The organism is Hydrogenophaga sp. RWCD_12 (assembly GCF_046604225.1).
Taxonomy (GTDB): domain Bacteria; phylum Pseudomonadota; class Gammaproteobacteria; order Burkholderiales; family Burkholderiaceae_C; genus Hydrogenophaga.
This window is the reverse complement of the sequence record NZ_JBKIXC010000004.1, coordinates 489,936-507,679: the sequence shown is the minus strand read 5'-3', so window position 1 is coordinate 507,679 and position 17,744 is coordinate 489,936. Positions and strand designations below refer to the sequence as shown.

The 17,744-nt window shown below is 69.5% G+C and carries 16 protein-coding genes; 11 read left to right on the top strand and 5 right to left on the bottom strand.

Going from position 1 to position 17,744, the window contains the following annotated elements; translation table 11 throughout:
- Position 1 precedes the first annotated feature (1 nt).
- From denD to otnI, 4 genes are read left to right on the top strand one after another with little or no spacing between them, the layout of a single operon-like run.
- Complete coding sequence (denD, locus tag ACLIJ1_RS17910; RefSeq protein WP_411366897.1) at positions 2 to 1,012, top strand: D-erythronate dehydrogenase; 1,011 nt, start codon at positions 2 to 4, stop codon at positions 1,010 to 1,012.
- A 10-nt stretch (positions 1,013 to 1,022) separates the two neighbouring features.
- Complete coding sequence (gene otnK, locus ACLIJ1_RS17905) at positions 1,023 to 2,324, top strand: 3-oxo-tetronate kinase (protein WP_411366896.1); 1,302 nt, start codon at positions 1,023 to 1,025, stop codon at positions 2,322 to 2,324.
- Positions 2,321 to 2,989 (top strand): aldolase, encoded by a 669-nt coding sequence (locus tag ACLIJ1_RS17900; protein WP_411366895.1) that lies wholly within the window; start codon positions 2,321 to 2,323, stop codon positions 2,987 to 2,989. The genes otnK and ACLIJ1_RS17900 overlap by 4 nt, the downstream gene beginning before the upstream one ends.
- A 27-nt stretch (positions 2,990 to 3,016) precedes the next feature.
- Complete coding sequence (otnI, locus tag ACLIJ1_RS17895; protein WP_411366894.1) at positions 3,017 to 3,823, top strand: 2-oxo-tetronate isomerase; 807 nt, start codon at positions 3,017 to 3,019, stop codon at positions 3,821 to 3,823.
- 22 nt (positions 3,824 to 3,845) lie between these two features.
- On the opposite strand, the gene ACLIJ1_RS17890 is transcribed toward otnI, so the two are convergent.
- Positions 3,846 to 5,393, bottom strand: coding sequence for a hypothetical protein (locus ACLIJ1_RS17890; RefSeq protein WP_411366893.1), 1,548 nt, complete (start codon positions 5,391 to 5,393; stop codon positions 3,846 to 3,848).
- 1 nt (position 5,394) lies between these two features.
- Entirely contained in the window at positions 5,395 to 6,708 is a 1,314-nt protein-coding gene (locus ACLIJ1_RS17885) for an SPFH domain-containing protein (RefSeq protein ID WP_411366892.1), read from the bottom strand.
- A gap of 164 nt (positions 6,709 to 6,872) precedes the next feature.
- On the opposite strand from ACLIJ1_RS17885, the gene ACLIJ1_RS17880 reads away from it, so the two are divergent.
- The 3 genes from ACLIJ1_RS17880 to ACLIJ1_RS17870 are packed head-to-tail and all read left to right on the top strand — an operon-like array spanning position 6,873 to position 10,317.
- Positions 6,873 to 7,568, top strand: coding sequence for a response regulator transcription factor (locus tag ACLIJ1_RS17880; RefSeq protein WP_411366891.1), 696 nt, complete (start codon positions 6,873 to 6,875; stop codon positions 7,566 to 7,568).
- Positions 7,565 to 9,703 carry an ATP-binding protein gene (locus ACLIJ1_RS17875; protein ID WP_411366890.1) on the top strand — a complete coding sequence of 713 codons (2,139 nt, stop codon included), beginning with the start codon at positions 7,565 to 7,567 and terminating at the stop codon, positions 9,701 to 9,703. Before ACLIJ1_RS17880 ends, ACLIJ1_RS17875 begins: the two co-directional genes overlap by 4 nt.
- Positions 9,700 to 10,317: a PolC-type DNA polymerase III gene (locus ACLIJ1_RS17870; RefSeq protein WP_411366889.1), complete on the top strand. Its 618-nt coding sequence runs from the start codon at positions 9,700 to 9,702 to the stop codon at positions 10,315 to 10,317. Before ACLIJ1_RS17875 ends, ACLIJ1_RS17870 begins: the two co-directional genes overlap by 4 nt.
- Positions 10,318 to 10,329: 12 nt before the next feature.
- On the opposite strand, the gene ACLIJ1_RS17865 is transcribed toward ACLIJ1_RS17870, so the two are convergent.
- From ACLIJ1_RS17865 to ACLIJ1_RS17855, 3 genes are read right to left on the bottom strand one after another with little or no spacing between them, the layout of a single operon-like run.
- Positions 10,330 to 11,238 carry a substrate-binding periplasmic protein gene (locus ACLIJ1_RS17865; RefSeq protein ID WP_411366888.1) on the bottom strand — a complete coding sequence of 303 codons (909 nt, stop codon included), beginning with the start codon at positions 11,236 to 11,238 and terminating at the stop codon, positions 10,330 to 10,332.
- Positions 11,235 to 11,603 (bottom strand): c-type cytochrome, encoded by a 369-nt coding sequence (locus ACLIJ1_RS17860; RefSeq protein WP_411366887.1) that lies wholly within the window; start codon positions 11,601 to 11,603, stop codon positions 11,235 to 11,237. Before ACLIJ1_RS17860 ends, ACLIJ1_RS17865 begins: the two co-directional genes overlap by 4 nt.
- A gap of 2 nt (positions 11,604 to 11,605) precedes the next feature.
- Complete coding sequence (locus ACLIJ1_RS17855; protein WP_411366886.1) at positions 11,606 to 13,273, bottom strand: PQQ-dependent dehydrogenase, methanol/ethanol family; 1,668 nt, start codon at positions 13,271 to 13,273, stop codon at positions 11,606 to 11,608.
- Positions 13,274 to 13,482: 209 nt separating this feature from the next.
- On the opposite strand from ACLIJ1_RS17855, the gene ACLIJ1_RS17850 reads away from it, so the two are divergent.
- From ACLIJ1_RS17850 to ACLIJ1_RS17835, 4 genes are all read left to right on the top strand, one after another.
- Positions 13,483 to 14,685, top strand: coding sequence for a helix-turn-helix domain-containing protein (locus tag ACLIJ1_RS17850; protein WP_411366885.1), 1,203 nt, complete (start codon positions 13,483 to 13,485; stop codon positions 14,683 to 14,685).
- Between the two features lie 31 nt (positions 14,686 to 14,716).
- Positions 14,717 to 15,820: a 3-deoxy-7-phosphoheptulonate synthase gene (locus ACLIJ1_RS17845; protein ID WP_411366884.1), complete on the top strand. Its 1,104-nt coding sequence runs from the start codon at positions 14,717 to 14,719 to the stop codon at positions 15,818 to 15,820.
- Positions 15,821 to 15,884: 64 nt separating this feature from the next.
- The gene (locus tag ACLIJ1_RS17840; protein WP_411366883.1) at positions 15,885 to 16,274 is read left to right on the top strand and encodes a DUF805 domain-containing protein; all 390 of its coding nucleotides are present in this window, start codon (positions 15,885 to 15,887) and stop codon (positions 16,272 to 16,274) included.
- An 8-nt stretch (positions 16,275 to 16,282) separates the two neighbouring features.
- On the top strand, positions 16,283 to 17,719 hold the full coding sequence (locus ACLIJ1_RS17835; protein WP_411366882.1) for a M48 family metallopeptidase: 1,437 nt from the start codon (positions 16,283 to 16,285) through the stop codon (positions 17,717 to 17,719).
- Positions 17,720 to 17,744 lie beyond the last annotated feature (25 nt).

Sequence of the window (17,744 nt, the reverse complement as noted above, 5' to 3'; positions counted from 1 at the left end):
GATGCGCATTCTGATCACCGGTGGCAGTGGCTTCCTAGGCGCGCGGCTGGCCCGTGAGCTGCTGAGCCTTCCCCACCTGACGCTGGCTGGTGGCGCGCCGCAGGCCGTTGAGCAGCTCTGGCTCACCGACCTGGTCCCACCGCCGGCCGACCTGGCGGCCGATGCCCGCGTGCACGTCCTCGCCGGCGACCTACTCAACCTGCTGGCCAGCGGCACGCTGGCGCTCGGTGGCATCGATGCCGTGGTGCATCTGGCGGCGGCCGTGAGCGGCGACTGCGAACGCGACCTCGACCTGGGCCTGCGCAGCAACATCGACACCACGCGCGCCCTGCTGCAGGCCGCGCGTGCTGCAGGCCACGCACCGCTGTTCGTCTACGCCAGCTCGGTGGCGGTGTTCGGTGGCATGTCGGGCCTGCCCATGCCTGCCTTGATCGCCGACGACACCCTGCCCGCACCCCAGGGCAGCTACGGCATCCAGAAATTCGTGGGCGAGCTGCTGGTGGCCGACTTCGGCCGCCGCGGCCTGGTGCGGGCGCGCAATCTGCGCCTGATGACCGTGGCCATCCGGCCGGGCCGGCCCAACGGAGCGGCCTCGGGCTTCCTGAGCGGCATGGTGCGCGAGCCTTTGGCCGGCCAACGCGCCACTGTGCCGGTGTCCGCCGACACGGCGGTGGCGCTGGCCTCGCCCGGCAACACCATCGCCGGCCTCATGGCCGCACTGACCACCAGCGGCGAGGCCTGGGGACCACGCACCGCGCTCAACCTGCCCGCCCTGAGCACCACCGTCGGCCAAATCGCCGCTGCCCTGGGGCGCGTGGCGGGCGTGGCAGCCCTTGCACTGCTGGACTGGCGGCCCGACGAACGCATCGCCGCCATCGTCGGCGCCTGGCCCAGCCGCTTCGATGCCGCCCGTGCCCGCGGCATGGGCCTGTTGCCCGACGAATCGGTGGACGCGCTGGTGGCGCAGTACGTGACCGAGCACCGCGCCGCCATCACCCTGCCCCTGAAATGAGAGACACCGCATGAACCGCCCCCTGATCGGCTGCATCGCCGACGATTTCACCGGCGCCACCGACCTGGCCAACAACCTGGTGCGCGCCGGCATGCGCTGCGTGCAGACCATCGGCGTGCCTGGCGACGGTGCGGTCGTGCAGGCCGACGCCATCGTGGTCGCGCTCAAGTCGCGCACCGTGCCCGCGGCTGAGGCCGTCGAACAGTCCCTCGCCGCGATGCGCTGGCTGCAGGCCCAGGGCGTGCAGCAGATCTACTTCAAGTACTGCTCCACGTTCGACTCCACCCCTGAAGGCAATATCGGCCCGGTCACCGAAGCGCTGCTCGACGCGCTGCACGGCCCCGGTCAGGGCTTCACCATCGCCTGCCCGGCCTTTCCTGTGAACCAGCGCACGGTGTTCAAGGGCCACCTGTTCGTGGGCGACGTGCTGCTGTCCGACAGCGGCATGCGTCACCATCCGCTCACCCCCATGACCGACGCCAACCTGGTGCGCGTGATGCAGGCACAGACCCGGCGCAAGGTGGGCCTGGTGGCGCAGGACGCGGTGGCCGCCGGCCCGCAGGCGATCCGCGAGCGCTTTGCCGCGCTGCAGGCCGAAGGCGTGGGTGTGGCGGTGGTGGACGCCGTGAGCAATGAAGACCTGATGTCGATCGGCAAGGCGCTGGCGGGCATGCTGCTGGTGACCGCCGGCTCTGGCATCGCCATCGGCCTGCCGCAGAACTGGCCGCAACTGCAGACCCGCGGAGCCGAGGTGCGCGCCGACGCGCTGCCGCCTGCGCGTGGTCTGCAGGCCGTGGTGTCGGGCAGCTGCTCGGTGGCCACCAACACGCAGGTGCTGCACTTCAAGCAGAGCGGCCGGCCCAGCCTGGCTATCGACCCGCTGACCATCGCCGCCGGTGAAGACGTGGCCGCCCAGGCCCTGGCCTGGGCCGAACCGCTGCTGGCCAGCGGCCCGGTACTGCTCTACGCCACCGCCGAACCTTCCGCCGTGCGCGCAGTGCAGGAAAAGCTGGGGGTGACCCAGGCGGGCGAGATGGTCGAACACACGCTCTCGCGCATCGCGTCCGGCCTGGTGCAGCGCGGCGTGCGCCAGCTGCTGGTGGCTGGGGGCGAAACCTCAGGCGCGGTGGTACAGGCTCTGGGCGTGCAGCGGATGGCGATCGGCCCGCAGATCGACCCTGGCGTGCCCTGGACCGCGGTGGATACGCCGCTGTGCCCCGGCGAGCCGGTGCACGTGGCCCTGAAATCGGGCAACTTCGGCAGCACCGACTTTTTCACCAAAGCGTTTGCGCAGCTATCGTCGCAGCCATGACCGAACTCGATCTGCGCGATGAGATCTGCCGCGTCGGCGCCTCGCTGTTCGCCCGCGGCTATGTGCACGCCACGGCCGGCAACATCAGCGTGCGGCTGCCGGACGGCGGTTACCTGATCACGCCCACCGACGCCTGTCTGGGCACGCTGGACCCGGCGCGCCTGGCCAAGGTGGACGAAGACGGCGTGCAGACCAGCGGCGACCGGGCCTCCAAGACGCTCACGCTGCACCGGCGCATCTACGGCGCCGATGCGCTGGCGCGCTGCGTGATCCACACCCATTCCACGCACCTAGTGGCGGTGTCGCTGGGTCAGGGCTTGGGCTCTGAGGATCCGGCCTGTGACGATCTGCTGCCGCCCATCACGCCGTACTTCGTGATGAAGGTTGGGCATGTACCGCTCATCCCGTACCACCGCCCCGGCGACCCGGTGGTGGGTGAGCGCGTGGCCCGGCGCATCGCGCAGATGCAGTCGGCTGGCACACCGATCCGCGCGGTGATGCTGGACCGCCTAGGCCCCAATGTGTGGCACCGTTCGCCGGCCGAGGCCAGCGCCGTGCTCGAAGAGCTGGAAGAAACCGCGCGCCTGTGGCTGCTGACCCGTGCCGCACCTCTTAGTCCCGATCAGATCGCCGAGCTGCGCGAGCAGTTCGGCGCCGCCTGGTGACGCCTTTTTTTGCCGAACGAGAACCCCATGCCCCGCTTCGCCGCCAACCTCACCATGCTCTACAACGAGCACGCCTTTTTGGACCGTTTCGCCGCCGCCGCGACCGACGGCTTCAAAGGGGTGGAGTACCTGTTTCCCTATGCGTTTGCGGCCAGCGACATCGCGCAGCGCCTGAAGGACCACGGCTTGCAGCAGGTGCTGTTCAACGCGCCACCGGGCGACTGGGACGCGGGCGAGCGCGGCCTGGCCTGCCTGCCTGGCCGCGAGACTGAATTCCGCGCCGGCTTCGCGCAGGCGCTGGACTACGCGCTCGCCCTCGACTGTCCGCGTGTCCACGTCATGGCTGGCCTGGCGCCCGCCGGGGCCGAGCGCGCCGCGCTGCAGGCCACCTACGAAGGCAACCTCGCGTGGGCGGCCGAGATGGCGCAGGGCGCCGGGCGTGACGTGCTCATCGAACCCATCAACACCCGCGACATCCCGGGCTTCTTCCTGAACCGCCAGGACGAGGCGCACCGCATCGTGCAGGCCATCGGTGCGCCCAACCTCAAGGTGCAGTTCGACCTGTACCACTGCCAGATCGTCGAAGGCGATGTGGCGATGAAGATCCGCCAATACCTGCCCAACGGTCGCGTGGGCCACTTCCAGATCGCCGGAGTGCCTATGCGCCACGAGCCCGACCTGGGCGAGCTGAACCACCCCTACCTGTTCGAGGTGATCGACGAGGTGGCCGCTGCCTGCGGCTGGCAGGGCTGGGTGGGGTGTGAATACCGGCCGGCGCGCGGCGCGGTCCCGCGCGGCACCTCGGACGGTCTGGGCTGGCGACCAGCCGCCTGAGGAGCGCCCGAGCACCCGGGGCTCACCGCAGCGCCAGCGAGTCGCGCTTCCATGCCGGGTCAGGCCAGCGGCTGAACGGGCCGAGGGCTTCGGCGTCGAACGCGGTGCGCTCGGGGGTGAGCGTCGCGACGTTGACCACTTCGAAGCGGCGGATGGTCTTGCCTTCGGCCATCGCTTCGCGCGCCACCAGCAGGCGCTGGCCGCCCGGCTCCCAGCCCGCGAACTCGGCGTAGCCCGTGCCCGGCTGCAACGCGGCCGGCGGCAGCACCTGCACGTTCCAGCCACTGGCGTCCTTGCGGAACACCCAGAGCTCGCGCCAGCCATCGACCGGCTGCACCGCCAGGGCCAGTGCCGTGCCTTCGCGGTTGGGCGCGGCCGAGGCGGCCCAGACCTGGCCCCAGCTGCAGCGCTCGGTCAGTGCGGGAGTGTCGGCCTTCGCCTTCGGGTCGCGCAGACTCACACAGGTCTGACCGTCGTCGGCACGGCGCGTGGTGACGGTCAGGCGACCAGCCGAGGTCACCGCAGGCACCGCAGCCCAGCGAACGGCGTTGACACGCACGGCGGCGGCGTGGAACCGGTTCAGGTCGTCGTCGACCAGCTCGGCCTTGTCGTTGCGGCCGATGGCGTCGATCGCACGCTGGGCGGCGCCGCGCGCGGTGTCGGTGCTGCCACGCTGGGCGCGGGCGTAGGCGATGCGGCTCCAGACCTCGGCCTGGCGTGTCGCCAGGCGGGCGCGCCAGTGGGCGGGCAGCGCAGGCACATCGGCGCGGGCCAGCAGGTCGGCCAGGCCTTCGTCCAGCGCCTCGCGTTCGGCGGCGCGGGCCGGCGTTTCCAGACACTCGGCACGGGTCAGCGCAAGCGCGGCGCGCGCCTTCTGTTCGGCGCTGGCGGCGGACATGGCGAGCAGGCGGCGGTACGCATCGCCTTCGTAGCAGACGGTCATGCGGCCGTCGGCCTCGCGCGTGATCATTTGAATGCCGTGGCGGCGCGCCACGTCCAGATGCGCGGTCAGCAACGGCTCGTCGGCGCGGCCGGTGCCGCCGCTGGCGCGTTCGGCCAGCCGCTCGGCCTGGCGGCCAATGGCGTCCATCACCGCAGCGCCCTGTGGCCCCTGGAGCGCAGCGGCGGGCAAGGCCTGGATGCCGGCGGCGGCCAGTGCCAGGCCCAGCGGCTCCGAGCCCGGCTGCTCGCTCACGAAGGCCAGCAAGGCCAGCAGTTGCGGCGCTTCTGCGGCGTCGGTCGACACGCGCATCAGCTGCGTGGCGCGCACGTAGCCGCCGCGTTCGCGGTGGTGGTCCCAGACCTGCAGAAAGTCGCCCTTGGTGGCGCGAATTTCCAGCGCCTCGCCGCGCCAGAGCAGGGTCTGGCTGGCGGCGCTGTCGCGGGGGGCTGCGCGCAACGCCACCTTGTCGCGCGTCACGATCCCCACGGCTACAGCCGGTGCCGTCGCCGCTGAAGCCGGCGCGGTCGCGGCGCGCGCCGTGGCGGTGTAGAGCGTGGCGACCAGCACGATGGCCAGGGTACCGGCCCAGAGATAGCGGGCCCAGCGGGTTCTCGGTTGGTAGCGCATCTCACTGCTCCCCGTTGTCGCCGGACATCTCGGTGTCGCGACCCGCTTCGCGCGGGGCCGCGGCCACGTTGCCCAGCAGGTTGTTGCCGATGAAGCCGTTGGTGTGGGGCGGCGCGATGATGACCTGCACCTTGTCGCTCAGGCGGTCGGCCATGGTCTTCTGGATCAGCAGCGGGTGCTTGGTGATCAGCGCGCCTTCGAGCGCCATCTGTTCGGCATTGACCTTGCCGATGTTCTTGAGCCGGTAGGCTTCTGCGTCGGCCAGCTTCTGCCGGGCTTCGGCTTCGCCGGTCGCTTCGATGCGGCGCGCCTGGGCCTCGCCTTCGGCCTGCTTGACGCGGGCCACGCGGGTGGCCTCGGCTTCGAGCTGGCGCTGTTCGATCTGGCGCTGCTTGAGCGGCAGCACGTGTTTCATCGCCTCTTCCTGCGCCTTCGCGGCGATCACCTGTTCGCGCCCGGCGGCTTCGGCCGCGACTTCGCGGCGGGCCTTCTCGGCTTCGGCGGTCAGCGTGCTCTCCTTGACCTGCTTCTCGCGCAGTTCCAGCGTGTAACGCATCTTCTCGGCCGACAGGCCTTCGGTCAGCAGCACCTCCATGCCGCGGCGGTAGTCTTCCGGCAGGTCGATCTGGCCGATGTGCACCGAGCGCAGCACCAGGCCGTCGGCCTGCAGGCGTTCGCGGATCTGGGTTTCGATGTCCTGTTCAATCTGGGCGCGCTGCGACGAGAAGATCTCGCGCACCGTGTGCCGCGCGACGATCTTGTAGACCGTGGCCTGCACGGCGGGTTCGACGATCTGGCTGTCGATGTCGGCCGGCAGGGCCAGCGCCTTCGCGCCGCCGATCCGGGCCGGGTCGATCGCGTAACGCACCCGCAGGTCCATGCCGATCGACAGCCCCTCGACCGTCTGCGCCGGCGAGGGGCCCTTGGCCGTGGCCATCGATGCCGCGACCCAGGTGCGGTCCTTGAGCGACCAGACGCTCACCTCGTGCAGGCCGGGCACGCGCCACACCGGGCCTTCGCGCCAGACGCTGGTGCTGCCCGTGAGCTGGTTGGTGCGCACCGCCAGGTGGCCGGGCTCCAGCGGCTGCACCGGCGGGTGCTGGATCAGCACATAGCCGGCACCGGCGGCGATGGCGGCGGTGCCCAGGGTCAGCACGACCGGGCGCCATGGGAAGGGCTTGCGCGGGGCGCGGAACACGGCTTCGGTCCCGGCCATGTCGTCGCCCGCGACCGGCGCGGCGGCCGGCGCGCGGCGCAGCCATTGGGCCAGGGCCAGGCGGGTGGATCGGGTCAGGGTCTTCAGACGCAGCAGCATGGATTTCTCCGGGGTGTTGGGCCAACCCAACCGCGGGTTCGCCATGCCCTGCATCGTTCCGGGAAGGCGCGGAAGTCTCAATGCGGTCGCCGGGCGGGAATGGCGCCGGCCCCGGAAGAAAAACTCACAGGGCTTGCGCCGGCCGGCCTTCGATAATGGGCGCCATGCAAAAAGTCGCCGTCATCGAGGACGACCGCCCGACCAGCAACCAGCTGGCCGGCTGGATCCAGGCCGCCCGCCCCGAGCTGGAGATCCACCAGTGGTTCGACCGCGACAGCGCCGAAGCCGCGCTGGCGCGCGAGCGCTACGACCTGGTGGTGCTGGACATCGAGCTGGGCCGCGAGCGGCACGCGGGCGTGGCGATCATCAACACCATCAACAAGCTGCACCAGGGCACTCCGGTGCTGGTGGTCTCGGCCATGCCGGCGGCGATCTACCGCAGCATCATGAAGGCGCTGGACGCATGGGACTACCTGCAGAAGACCACCTTCGACGAGGCCGAATTTGTCGAAACCTTTCTCGACATCCTGCGCAGTGCGCGCGCACAGAAAGGCGCTGAGCCCGCGCCAGCGGCCGACGAGGAACTGAGCCTGGACCCGCTGTGGCAGCGCAGCCCAACCTGGCGCGGGCAGCGCATCAACCTGCCGCTGACCGCACAGCGCATCCTGGCGGTGCTGGTGCAGCACAAGGGTCAGACCGTGAGCTACGAAGACCTGTTCGAGGTGGTCAAGAGCGGGCGCAACCGCGACAACGTGCGCAAGCACGTGAGCGCGATCCGCGACGCCTTCCGCGACCTCGACCCGAGCTTCGACGCGATCGAGAACGTGCCCATGCGCGGCTTTCGCTGGGCCCGCCCTTGAAGTTCGGTCCGCTCGATCTCCCGTCGCTGCCGGCGCTGACGCTGCCGAGGCTGCCGCTGTCGGCGTTCCGGCGGCGCATCGTGTTCCACGGTGTGTTCCTGTTGCTGGCGCTGGCCGTGGTGGTGCTGGCGCTGACCTTGCTGGCGGAAGAGAAGCAGCGCAGCCGCGAGCGCTATGAGGCCGGATTCAAGCAGACCGTGTCGACCATGGCGGCGCAGCTTCGGCACCCGACCGGGCAGCTCGCGCTGATCAATGCCGACGCCGTCGCACCCTCAGCCAAGGGCCTGGCACCCGTCGTCCTGCCGTTCTCGGCGCTGGACTATTCGGACCCGTTCAAGGCGCGGCAGGCGGTGGAGATGAGTGGCTGCGCGGTGCACTGGCCGGACGATGGCGGGCAGCTCTGTGTGGGCGTGGGCAACAGCGCCTACGCAGGCGGCGTGGTCTACCTGGTGGCCGACCTGGTGCTGCCGCCGGCCGTGGCACGCGAGCCGGGCACGCTGGACCTGGCGCCGGTGAGCCACGCGGTGGTGCGCGCCGAAACAGCGGGTGGCGCCGAGCAGTGGGTGGCACCCTTCGAGGCCCCGGGGGATGCACCCGCCGACCTCGGCGACGGCGGCCTGCGCGGCCGCGTGACGGGCTTTGCGGGTGAAGGCAATGCCCTGGTCAAGGGTTCGCTGCCGGTGCGCGATTTCCGCGGCTGGCTGTGGCAGGAGCCCGGTTGCGCCCAGCCCGACCAGGTGCTGCCCGGCTGCGCGCGCCGCTCGCTGCTGTCGCTGCGGGTGCCGATCGAGGCCTGGCGCGCCGCGCTGTTCGCCAGTCCCGCACGCACATGGCCGCCGGCCGACCTTGGCCGGACCACGCTGCGCCTGCAGTGGATCGGACCGGAAGGTGCGGTCCAGTTCGACAGCGCGCGCGCCGGCGCTGTGCAGCCGTTTTCGCTGCAGCACCTGGCGACCACGCTGTCCGCTGGCGAGGTGCTGCGCATCCAGCGCCTGGGCGGCGATGCGGCGCGGCTGGTGACGCAGCTGCGCGGACAGGCGCAGGGCGACGAGGTCGCCGCGCCCTGGCTGACGCGCCTGATCCTGCGCCTGCCCTCGGACGACACCCGCACCCAGGTGCAGGCCAGTGAAACCATCACCAGCTCCAGCGGCCGCTACCGCCTGACGCTGACCGGCGACCTGGCCAGCGTGGACCGCCAGCTGAGTGCGACCGCGACCCGCATGAGCTGGTACGTGGGCGCGATGCTGGGCGCGATCGTCCTGGCCTGGCTGTTCATCGAGCTGGGCCTGATCCGGCCGGTGGCGCTGCTGACCAAGCGCGCGGCGGCACTGAACTACAACATGCAGGATCCACAGGTCGAGCGCCGGCTGGGTGAGCTGGATGTGAGCGACATGGCCGGGCGCGACGAGATGGGCATTCTGGCGAGCACGCTGGCGGCGCTGCTGCAGCGGGTGAAAGAGGGCGTGCGGCGCGAACACCTGCGCAACGAGCAGGAGCGCGACATGTGGCACGCCGTGGGCCACGAGATCATGTCACCGCTGCAGTCGCTGATGGTGCTGCACGGCCAGCCGCAGGACCCGAGCCACCGCTATGTGCACCGCATGCAGCAGGCCGTGCGCGTGCTCTACGGCACCGCATCCCCCAGCGAGGCCATCACCTCGGCCACGGTCGAGGTCGACGCGCTGGACATCGACAACTTCCTGCGCCACGTGGCCGAGAACGCGCCATACGCGGGCATCGCGGACGTGGTCTACACGCCAGCCGGGGCGCCGGTCTGGGTGCAGGCCGACGAACACTCGCTGGAGGATGTGGTGACGCATGTGCTGCGCAACGCCGACCGTTACCGCCCCGTAGGTTCGGCCATCACGCTGGCCCTGTCGGCCGACGAGACCATGGCCACCTTGCGCATCCACAACTTCGGTCCGGCGATTGCCGAAGAATTGCTGGACAAGATCTTCGAGTACGGTGTGAGCGACGGCGCGGCCGGCGCGCAAGGCGAGGGCCGCGGCCAGGGCCTGTTCGTCGCGCGCACCTACATGGCCAAGATGGGTGGCACCATCACCGCCACCAATACCGAAGGCGGTGTCGCCTTCCTTCTGCGCCTGCCGCGCGCCACCGCCAGATCCCCCGCATGAGCCGCATTGCCGTCATCGACTTCGAAACCACGGGCACCTCGCCCGGCCTGGGCGACCGCGCGACCGAGGTCGCGATCGTGATGACCGAAGGCGGGCGCGTGGTCGACCGATACCAGAGCCTGATGAATGCGGGCGTGACCATCCCGGGCTTCATCACGCAGCTGACCGGCATCACCAACGCGATGGTGCAGGCGGCGCCACCGGCGTCGCAGGTGATGGCCGAGGCGGCGCGGTTTGTCGGCGATGCGCCGATGGTGGCGCACAACGCGTCGTTCGACCGGCGCTACTGGCAGGCGGAGCTGGCGCTGTGTGGCCTGCCCGCGATGCAGCCCTACGCCTGCACGGTGCTGCTGTCACGCCGGCTGTATCCGGAGGCGCCGAGCCACAAGCTGGGCTCGCTGGTGGACTGGTTCGGCCTGCCGCGAACAGGGAAGGCACACCGGGCGCTGGCGGATGCGGAGATGGCGACGGAGCTGCTGGGGCGCATCCGGCACGACCTGCTGCTCAAACACGGTGTCGCACGTCCCGACCACGCGTTTCTCTGTGCCTTGCAGTCTTGCACCAAGGCTTCGCTGCCGAAGTTCTTTGCGCGTCAGCTGGTATCGCCAGTCTGAGCCCCGGGAGTCTCAGTCCTTCAGCAACCCCGCCAGGGACAGCGTCACCGCGACGGCGGGCAGAGAAGGCGCCTGCCACGAAAGGCCCGCCTCCCGCGCCCAAGCCTGCAACTCGCCCGAATCCGAAGCGCGCGCCACCACCCGGTCTACCACGGCCAGCAGATCGGTCTTCGACGACAGCGCCACCCAGCCCAGATTGATCCCCAGGGGCTTCGCCGGCCCTGCCTGCAAGGTCGCGCCCGGCTTGCGCACCCGGTAGGCGTCGAACGCCGCCGATGGCACCATCATCGCGTCCACCTGGCCGCCCTCCAGCGCTGCCCAGAAGTCGTCGCGCTGACCGAGCGACACCATCTGTTTCGCGAGCGCACCGCCCCCGTACATCGCCACCAGCGTGCCTTCAAGCGTGCCCGCCACCGCACCGATCCTGCGGCCTTTGAGTTCGCCCAGCGACGACACCGGCGGTTCGCCGGCGCGCTGCACGATCACCAGCGCCGTGCCCTGGTACGGCTGGCTCGGCACCAGATTGCCCAGGGTGATCCAGGGCCGCTCGCGCGGCGGCTTCGCACCCGGATGGTCCGGTGTCTTGAAGCGCTCGCGCGATGGCGGCCCGAGATCGGAAGCCAGCAGCGGGAAGCCGCTGGCCAGGTCACACAGCCCGGCCGACAGCATCGCGTTGACCTCGTGGGTCAGCATCGATTCCTTCTCGACCTCGGGCTCGAACGGCACCAGCTTGAGCTCCCGCCCCAGCTCGCGCGCCACCGCCTCGGCGACCTTCACGTCGAAGCCCGTGACCTTGCCCTTGCGCGCCATTGAAAACGGCGGGTTGTCTTCCGCCATGCAGACGGTCAGCGGCGCCGCCTGCGCGAAGGCCACCACCGGTCCGAACAGCAGCGACGCCATCAACGCGCGAGTAAGGCTCACAGTTCCTTGCCTCCTCTTGTGGCCACGTAGTTCCACAGCATCTCGATCGTCTCCGGCTCCAGCGCGCCCTTGAACGAAGGCATGTTGCCCTTGCCGTTGGTCACCGAGTTGTAGAAACGCTCGCGCTGCTCGGTCGGGAACTTGCGCAGGTCGTACACCGTCGTGCCCGAGTTGACCATGTTGCGGCCGTGGCACTGCGCACAGGTGCGGTGGAACTGCTCACGCCCCTTCTCCACCGCCTCGGCGGTGAAGGGTGTGGACAGCGGCATCGGCACCGGCACCGCTTCGGCCGGCACCGTGTTGGATTGTGCGAGCGCCGCCCCCGTGAGGGCGAGCGCGCACACCAGTGGTTCTCTCCAACGCATGCTCACTCCAGTGCAAACGTCCAGACAGAACCACCAGCAGGGACCTGCGACATGCGTTCGTCGCCCAGCAGCGCCCAGACGCCGCCCGCGCCCGAGACGATGGTCACGTACTGCTTGCCCTTGTGCTCGAAGGTCACGGGCAGGCCGATGATGCCGCTGCTGGTCTGGAACTCGTAGAGCTTCTTGCCCTTGACCGCGTCGACGGCGATGAACTCGCCTGTGGCCGCGCCGGTGAAGACCAGGTCGCCGGCGGTCGAGAGCGTGCCGGCCATGCTCGGCTGGCCCGGCCACGGCAGCTGCCACTTGCTCTTGCCAGTCATCGGGTCGATCGCGCTGAGGTAGCCGTGCGGTTCGTTCTTGGGCATGTTGACGCCGCGGAAATTCACCCCCAGGTACCACTCGCCCTTCTTGTATTCGGGCTTGGCCAGCTGGTAGGGCCAGCTGATGTTGAGCGTGTTGGCATAGGCCAGCCCGGTGGCCGGGTTCCAGGACATGGGGTTCCAGTTCTTGCCGCCGACCACGCTGGGGAAGATCTCGACGTCCTCACCGGCACGCGCCTTCCTGTCGGTCTCGCTGTGCACCGGACGGCCGGTCTTGAGGTCGATGCGGTCGGCCCAGTTGACCTTCACGTACGGGTTGGCCGCGAGCAGCTCGCCGTTGGCGCGGTCGAGCACGTAGAAGAAGCCGTTGCGGTTGGCCTGCGCCAGCACCTTGCGGTCCTTGCCGCCGATCTTCATGTCGACCAGCATGCCGACTTCGGTGGCGTCGTAGTCGTACGGGTCGTTCGGGCTGAACTGGTAGTGCCAGACCAGCTCGCCGGTCTTGGGCCGGATCGCCACGACCGACGCGATGTAGAGGTTGTCGCCCTGACGCGCGTTCGGGTTCCACGGGCCGCCGTTGCCGGTGCCCCAGTAGACGATGTCGAGGTCGGGGTCGTAGGCGCCGGTCAGCCAGGTCGGGGCACCACCCTTGGCGTGCGAGTCGCCGGACCAGGTGTCGCCGCCCTTCTGGTCGGGCGCGGCCGTGGTGTAGAACTTCCACAGGTGCTTGCCGGTGGCCGGATCCCAGCCGTCGATGAAGCCGCGCGTGCCGTACTCGCCGCCGGCGATGCCGGTGATCACGACGCCGTTGGCGATCAGCGGCGCGCTGGTCATGGCCTGGCCGTTGGCGTAGTCGGCGGCCTTGCTTTTCCACAGCTGCTTGCCGGTCTTGGCGTCCAGCGCGATGACGTGGGCATCGAGGGTGGCGCGGTAGAGCTTGCCGTCGTAGATCGCGGCGCCGCGGTTGAGGATGCCGCAGCAGGCCATCTTGAACACGTCCTGCGGCAGTTCGATGTCCTGCTTCCAGATCTGCTTGCCGGTCGCGGGGTCGAGCGCGACGGTCGCGTTGTGCGTGGTCACGTACATCACGCCGTTGTGCACGATGGGCTGCGACTCCTGGCCCTGCGGGTTGTTCAGGCTGTAGGCCCAGACCGGGCGCAGCTTGCCGGCGTTCTTGGCGTTGATCTGCTTGAGCGGGCTGTAGCGCTGGTTGTTGTAGCCCATGCCGTAGGTGAGCACGTCGCCGGGGGTCGCGTTGTCGCGCTTGAGGTCGTCCAGGCTCTGCGCCTGCACGCCGCCGAGCAGCAGCGACAGCGCCGCGCCACCCAGCCAGAGGTTGGTCTTGTTCATGTCTCGTCTCCTGTGGTGAGGGATGCCCCTCGTTGTTGTCTCCTGCGCTTTTCATTGTGGGAATTCGGGGGCTGTCGATCACGCCCGGGTTTTCCCGGTGGGAAAAGTGTTCTGCGGTGGAACACCCGGGCGCGACAGCTTCTCGGGTTTTCCCGCTTGTTGCCGAAGGTGGCACTGCCGAAGCTGCGGGTTCCCTTCAACGCGACCACATGCGTTCCCCGATCCGCAATCTGTCCACCCAGGACCTGCCCGCGCAGCCCTTCTTCCAGACGCCCGATCAACGGGCGGCGCTGGCGCGCCAGCGTTTCTTCGAGGAGCAGCAGCACCCTGCCGGCCTGGTGAGCGAAGCGGTGATCCGCTCCTGGAGCCGCAGCCGCGCGCAGGGCCACACGGCGCACAAGATGCCTGCGCTGGACCCGGTCAACCGCAGCGCGCTGAGCGCCACGCTGGCGCGCAACCGGCGCCTGCTTGCCGCGGCCCATGGCGACCTGCAGCAACTCGAGGCCACTCTCGCCGGCACCGCCAGCCGCCTGATGCTGACCGACGCAGCCGGCGTGATCGTGCACGTGTCCCGCGGCTCAGGGGACCCGCAGCAGAAGGTGCTCGACGCCGCGACGCGCGTGGGCGTGAATCTGGCCGAGGGCGTGCTGGGCACCACCGCCCCCGGCATCGTGGTGCACACCGGCATGGCCTGCACGGTGCAGGGCTGCGAACACTTCTACGACCTGTTCGGCGGGGTGCGCTGCGCGGCCGCGCCGATCCGCGACATGCACGGCCGACTGGTCGGCGTGCTCGACGTCTCGACCGAAGCGCGGGGCTTCGGTTTCGATGCCGCGGCCGTGGTCGGCGTGTACGCGACCTCGATCGAAAACCGGCTGCTGCAGGCCCAGTCGGACGAACACCTGGTGCTGCACTTCCAGGCCGCGCCCTCGCTGCTGGGCACTCCAATGGAGGGCCTGGCTGGCGTGGACAGCCACGGGCAGGTGGTCTGGCTCAATGCCACCGGACACAGTCTGTTGGGACGCCCTGCGCGACAGGCCATCGGCAGCGTCGACGAATTCTTCGGTGCCGACCTGGGCCAGTTGCTGTCGCTCTGTGGTGCCAGTGAGGCGCAGCGCCTGCAGTTGCCCAGCGGCCTGGGCATCTGGGTGCGTGCCACGCTGGGTCTGCGCGACGGCATCAACATGCAGCACGCGGTGGCGTGGTCGGCCGCACCCGAGCCGGCCGCTGCCCCGGAGGCCGCGCCACTGGTCGAACCCGAGCCGCCTGCGCCACCCGAAGCGACCTCGCTCGCCGCCACCCAGCAACGCCTGGTCGAGGAAACGCTGCAGGCCAACGGCGGCAACGTCGCGCGCACCGCGCGGCAGCTCGGAGTTTCGCGCGGCCTGGTCTATCGGCATCTGAAGAAATAGAGTCCGCACGCTCCCCGGCGACAATCGGCGCATGAGCGCCCACGTCCCCACCACCCCCGCCCTCTCCACCCACGACACCACCCGCGTCGACGATCTGCGCATCGGCGCGGTGCGGCCGCTGATCACGCCCGCGCTGCTGCAGGAATGGCTGCCCACGCCGCCGGCCGCGCAGGCCCTGGTCGAGTCCAGCCGCGCCGCGCTCTCGTGCGTGCTGCACGGCCAGGACGACCGCCTGATCGTCGTCGTCGGCCCCTGCTCGATCCACGACCACGACCAGGCCATGGACTACGCGCGGCGCCTGAAGGCGCAGGCCGATGCGCTCAAGGACGAGCTGCTGGTCGTCATGCGCGTGTACTTCGAGAAGCCGCGCACCACCGTGGGCTGGAAGGGCTACATCAACGACCCGCACCTGGACGGCAGCTTCGCGATCAACGAAGGGCTGGAAATGGCACGCAAGCTGTTGCTGGATGTGCTGGAGGTCGGCCTGCCGGTCGGCACCGAGTTCCTCGACCTGCTGTCGCCGCAGTTCATCAGCGACCTGGTGAGCTGGGGCGCGATCGGCGCGCGCACGACGGAGAGCCAGAGCCACCGCCAGCTGGCCTCGGGCCTGTCGTGTCCGGTCGGGTTCAAGAACGGCACCGACGGCGGCATCAAGGTGGCCAGCGACGCGATCCAGGCCGCGCAGGCATCGCACGCCTTCATGGGCATGACCAAGATGGGCCAGGCCGCGATCTTCGAGACCCGCGGCAACCAGGACTGCCACGTGATCCTGCGCGGCGGCAAGGCGCCCAACTACGGCAAGGCCGATGTGGACTCAGCTTGCGGGCTGCTGAAGTCGGCCGGACTGCGCGAGCAGGTGATGGTCGACGTCTCGCACGCCAACAGCAGCAAGCAGCACCGCCGGCAGATCGAGGTGGCGGCTGCGGTGGGTGAGCAGATCGCCGCGGGCGACGCACGCATCACCGGCGTGATGATCGAGAGCCACCTCGAAGAAGGCCGGCAGGACATCGTGGCCGGTCAGCCGCTGCAGCACGGCGTGAGCGTGACCGACGCCTGCATCGGCTGGGACCAGACGGTGCCGGTGCTGCAGGGGTTGGCGGCCGCGGTGCGGGCCCGGCGAAAAAACGCGGGCTGATTGCTACACTGCCTCCGGTGTTCTGAACACTTTTTCATCACTACTCACCGGAGGGAGTCCCCACATGAACCATTTCATCAGCGTCTGGAAAAACAGCTTCAACTATGGCGGGCGCGCGCGGCGCAAGGAGTACTGGATGTTCGCGCTGTTCAACATGATTGCTGTGGTGTTTCTCTCCGTGCTAGGTTCCCTGATTCCCGGTGGTAGTTCGCAACCCGTACTTTGGTTGACCGCCTGGCTACCCATGATCTACATGATCGCCAGCATGATCCCAACGCTGGCCGTCAGCGTGCGCCGCATGCACGACACCAGCCGCTCGGGCTGGTGGCTGCTGATCAACTTCGTGCCCCTGATCGGTGGCATCTGGTTCTTCGTGCTGACCGTGCTCGACAGCAAGCCCGAAACCAACGACTGGGGTGCTTCGCCCAAGTACAACGGCGTCGCGGTGGTCTGAGCATCACCATGGAAGAGACGCTCAACCCCGCCGCTCCCGCGGCGGCGGAGTCCGCGCCTGCGCCAGGCCCGGTCACCGTGATGCCCTACCGGCACGAAGACCCGCTGTTCTGGATCAGCACTTATGTCGCCTGCAGCATCTGGCTGGTGCTGCTGGTCCTGACCGTCGGGCTCATCATCCCCATCATGCTGTTCCTGGGTCTGCTGGGCCTGTTCACGCGTTCGCTGCTGGTCAGCTGGGTGCGTGGCAATGCGCTCAAGGTCGGTGCCGAACAGTTCCCCGACCTGCATGCGCTGTTCCAGCAGAGCTGCCAGCGCCTGGGCGTGCAGCGCGCGCCCGAGCTCTACCTGTGCCAGGCCGACGGCATGCTCAACGCGCTGGCCGTGCGCTTCATGCGCCGGGACTATGTGGTGTTGCTCAGCAGCGTGGTCGATGCGCTCAAGGACCGGCCGGAGGCGATCAAGTTCTACATGGGCCACGAACTGGCGCACATCCAGCGCAAGCACCTGACGCGGCACTGGTGGCTGGCGCCAGCGGGCCTCACGCCGCTGCTGGCACCCGCGTATTCGCGCGCCTGCGAGTACACCTGCGACCGCCACGGCCTGGCCTGCTGCAACAACCTGGAGGATGCGCAGCGCGCGCTGGTGGTGCTGGCCGCCGGCAGCGAACGCTGGAAGGCCGTCAACCTGGCGGCCTTTGAAGCACAGGCGCAGGACACCGGCCGCTTCTGGATGGCGGTCAACGAACTGACCGCCGACTACCCCTGGCTGTGCAAGCGGCTGGTGCGACTGAAGGACCGCGACGCCAGCTTCCCGCGCCGCAGTGCCTGGGCCTGGCTGATCGCGGCCCTGTCGCCGCGGCTGGGCTACGGTGGTGCGGTGGTGGGATTCCTCTACCTGCTCATCATGGGCGGCGTGATCCTCGCGATGGTGCTGGCACTGGCGTTCTCCGGCAGCGGCCTGGCCGCGAAGCTGGAGGGCTTCGGGCGCCAGGTGGTCGGCGAACTGGGCCTGCCGGTGCCGCACGACGAGGCATCGGCCGAGTCCGAATCCGAAAGGGAGGCCAGCGCCAGCACCGAGGTGAACGCCACACCAGCCAGCGCGGCCGACATGCACCGCGCGGGGCAGATGGTGGCCGAAGCCATCGATGCCCACGCGCAGGCCGCGAAAGGCAAGTTCCCCGAAGGACTGGGCGAGCTCGACGGACTCGCCGACCGCCTGACGGCGACCATGGACAACCGTTGGGAAGTCATCGAGTTCGACTACACCATGCCAGCCGACAGCAAGTCGCGTCTGGCCGAACTGGCGCTCTCGGCCAGTTGCGCCGAGTGTGGCGACCAGCCCCTGGGCCTGCGTTATCAGCGCACGGCTGCCGGCGCGTGGAAGTGCACGGTGACCGCGGCGGTGGACGGCGTGTCGGTCGAAGGCTGCGCCGCCGCGCGCTGACCTGACAGACCTCACAGGTCGGCAC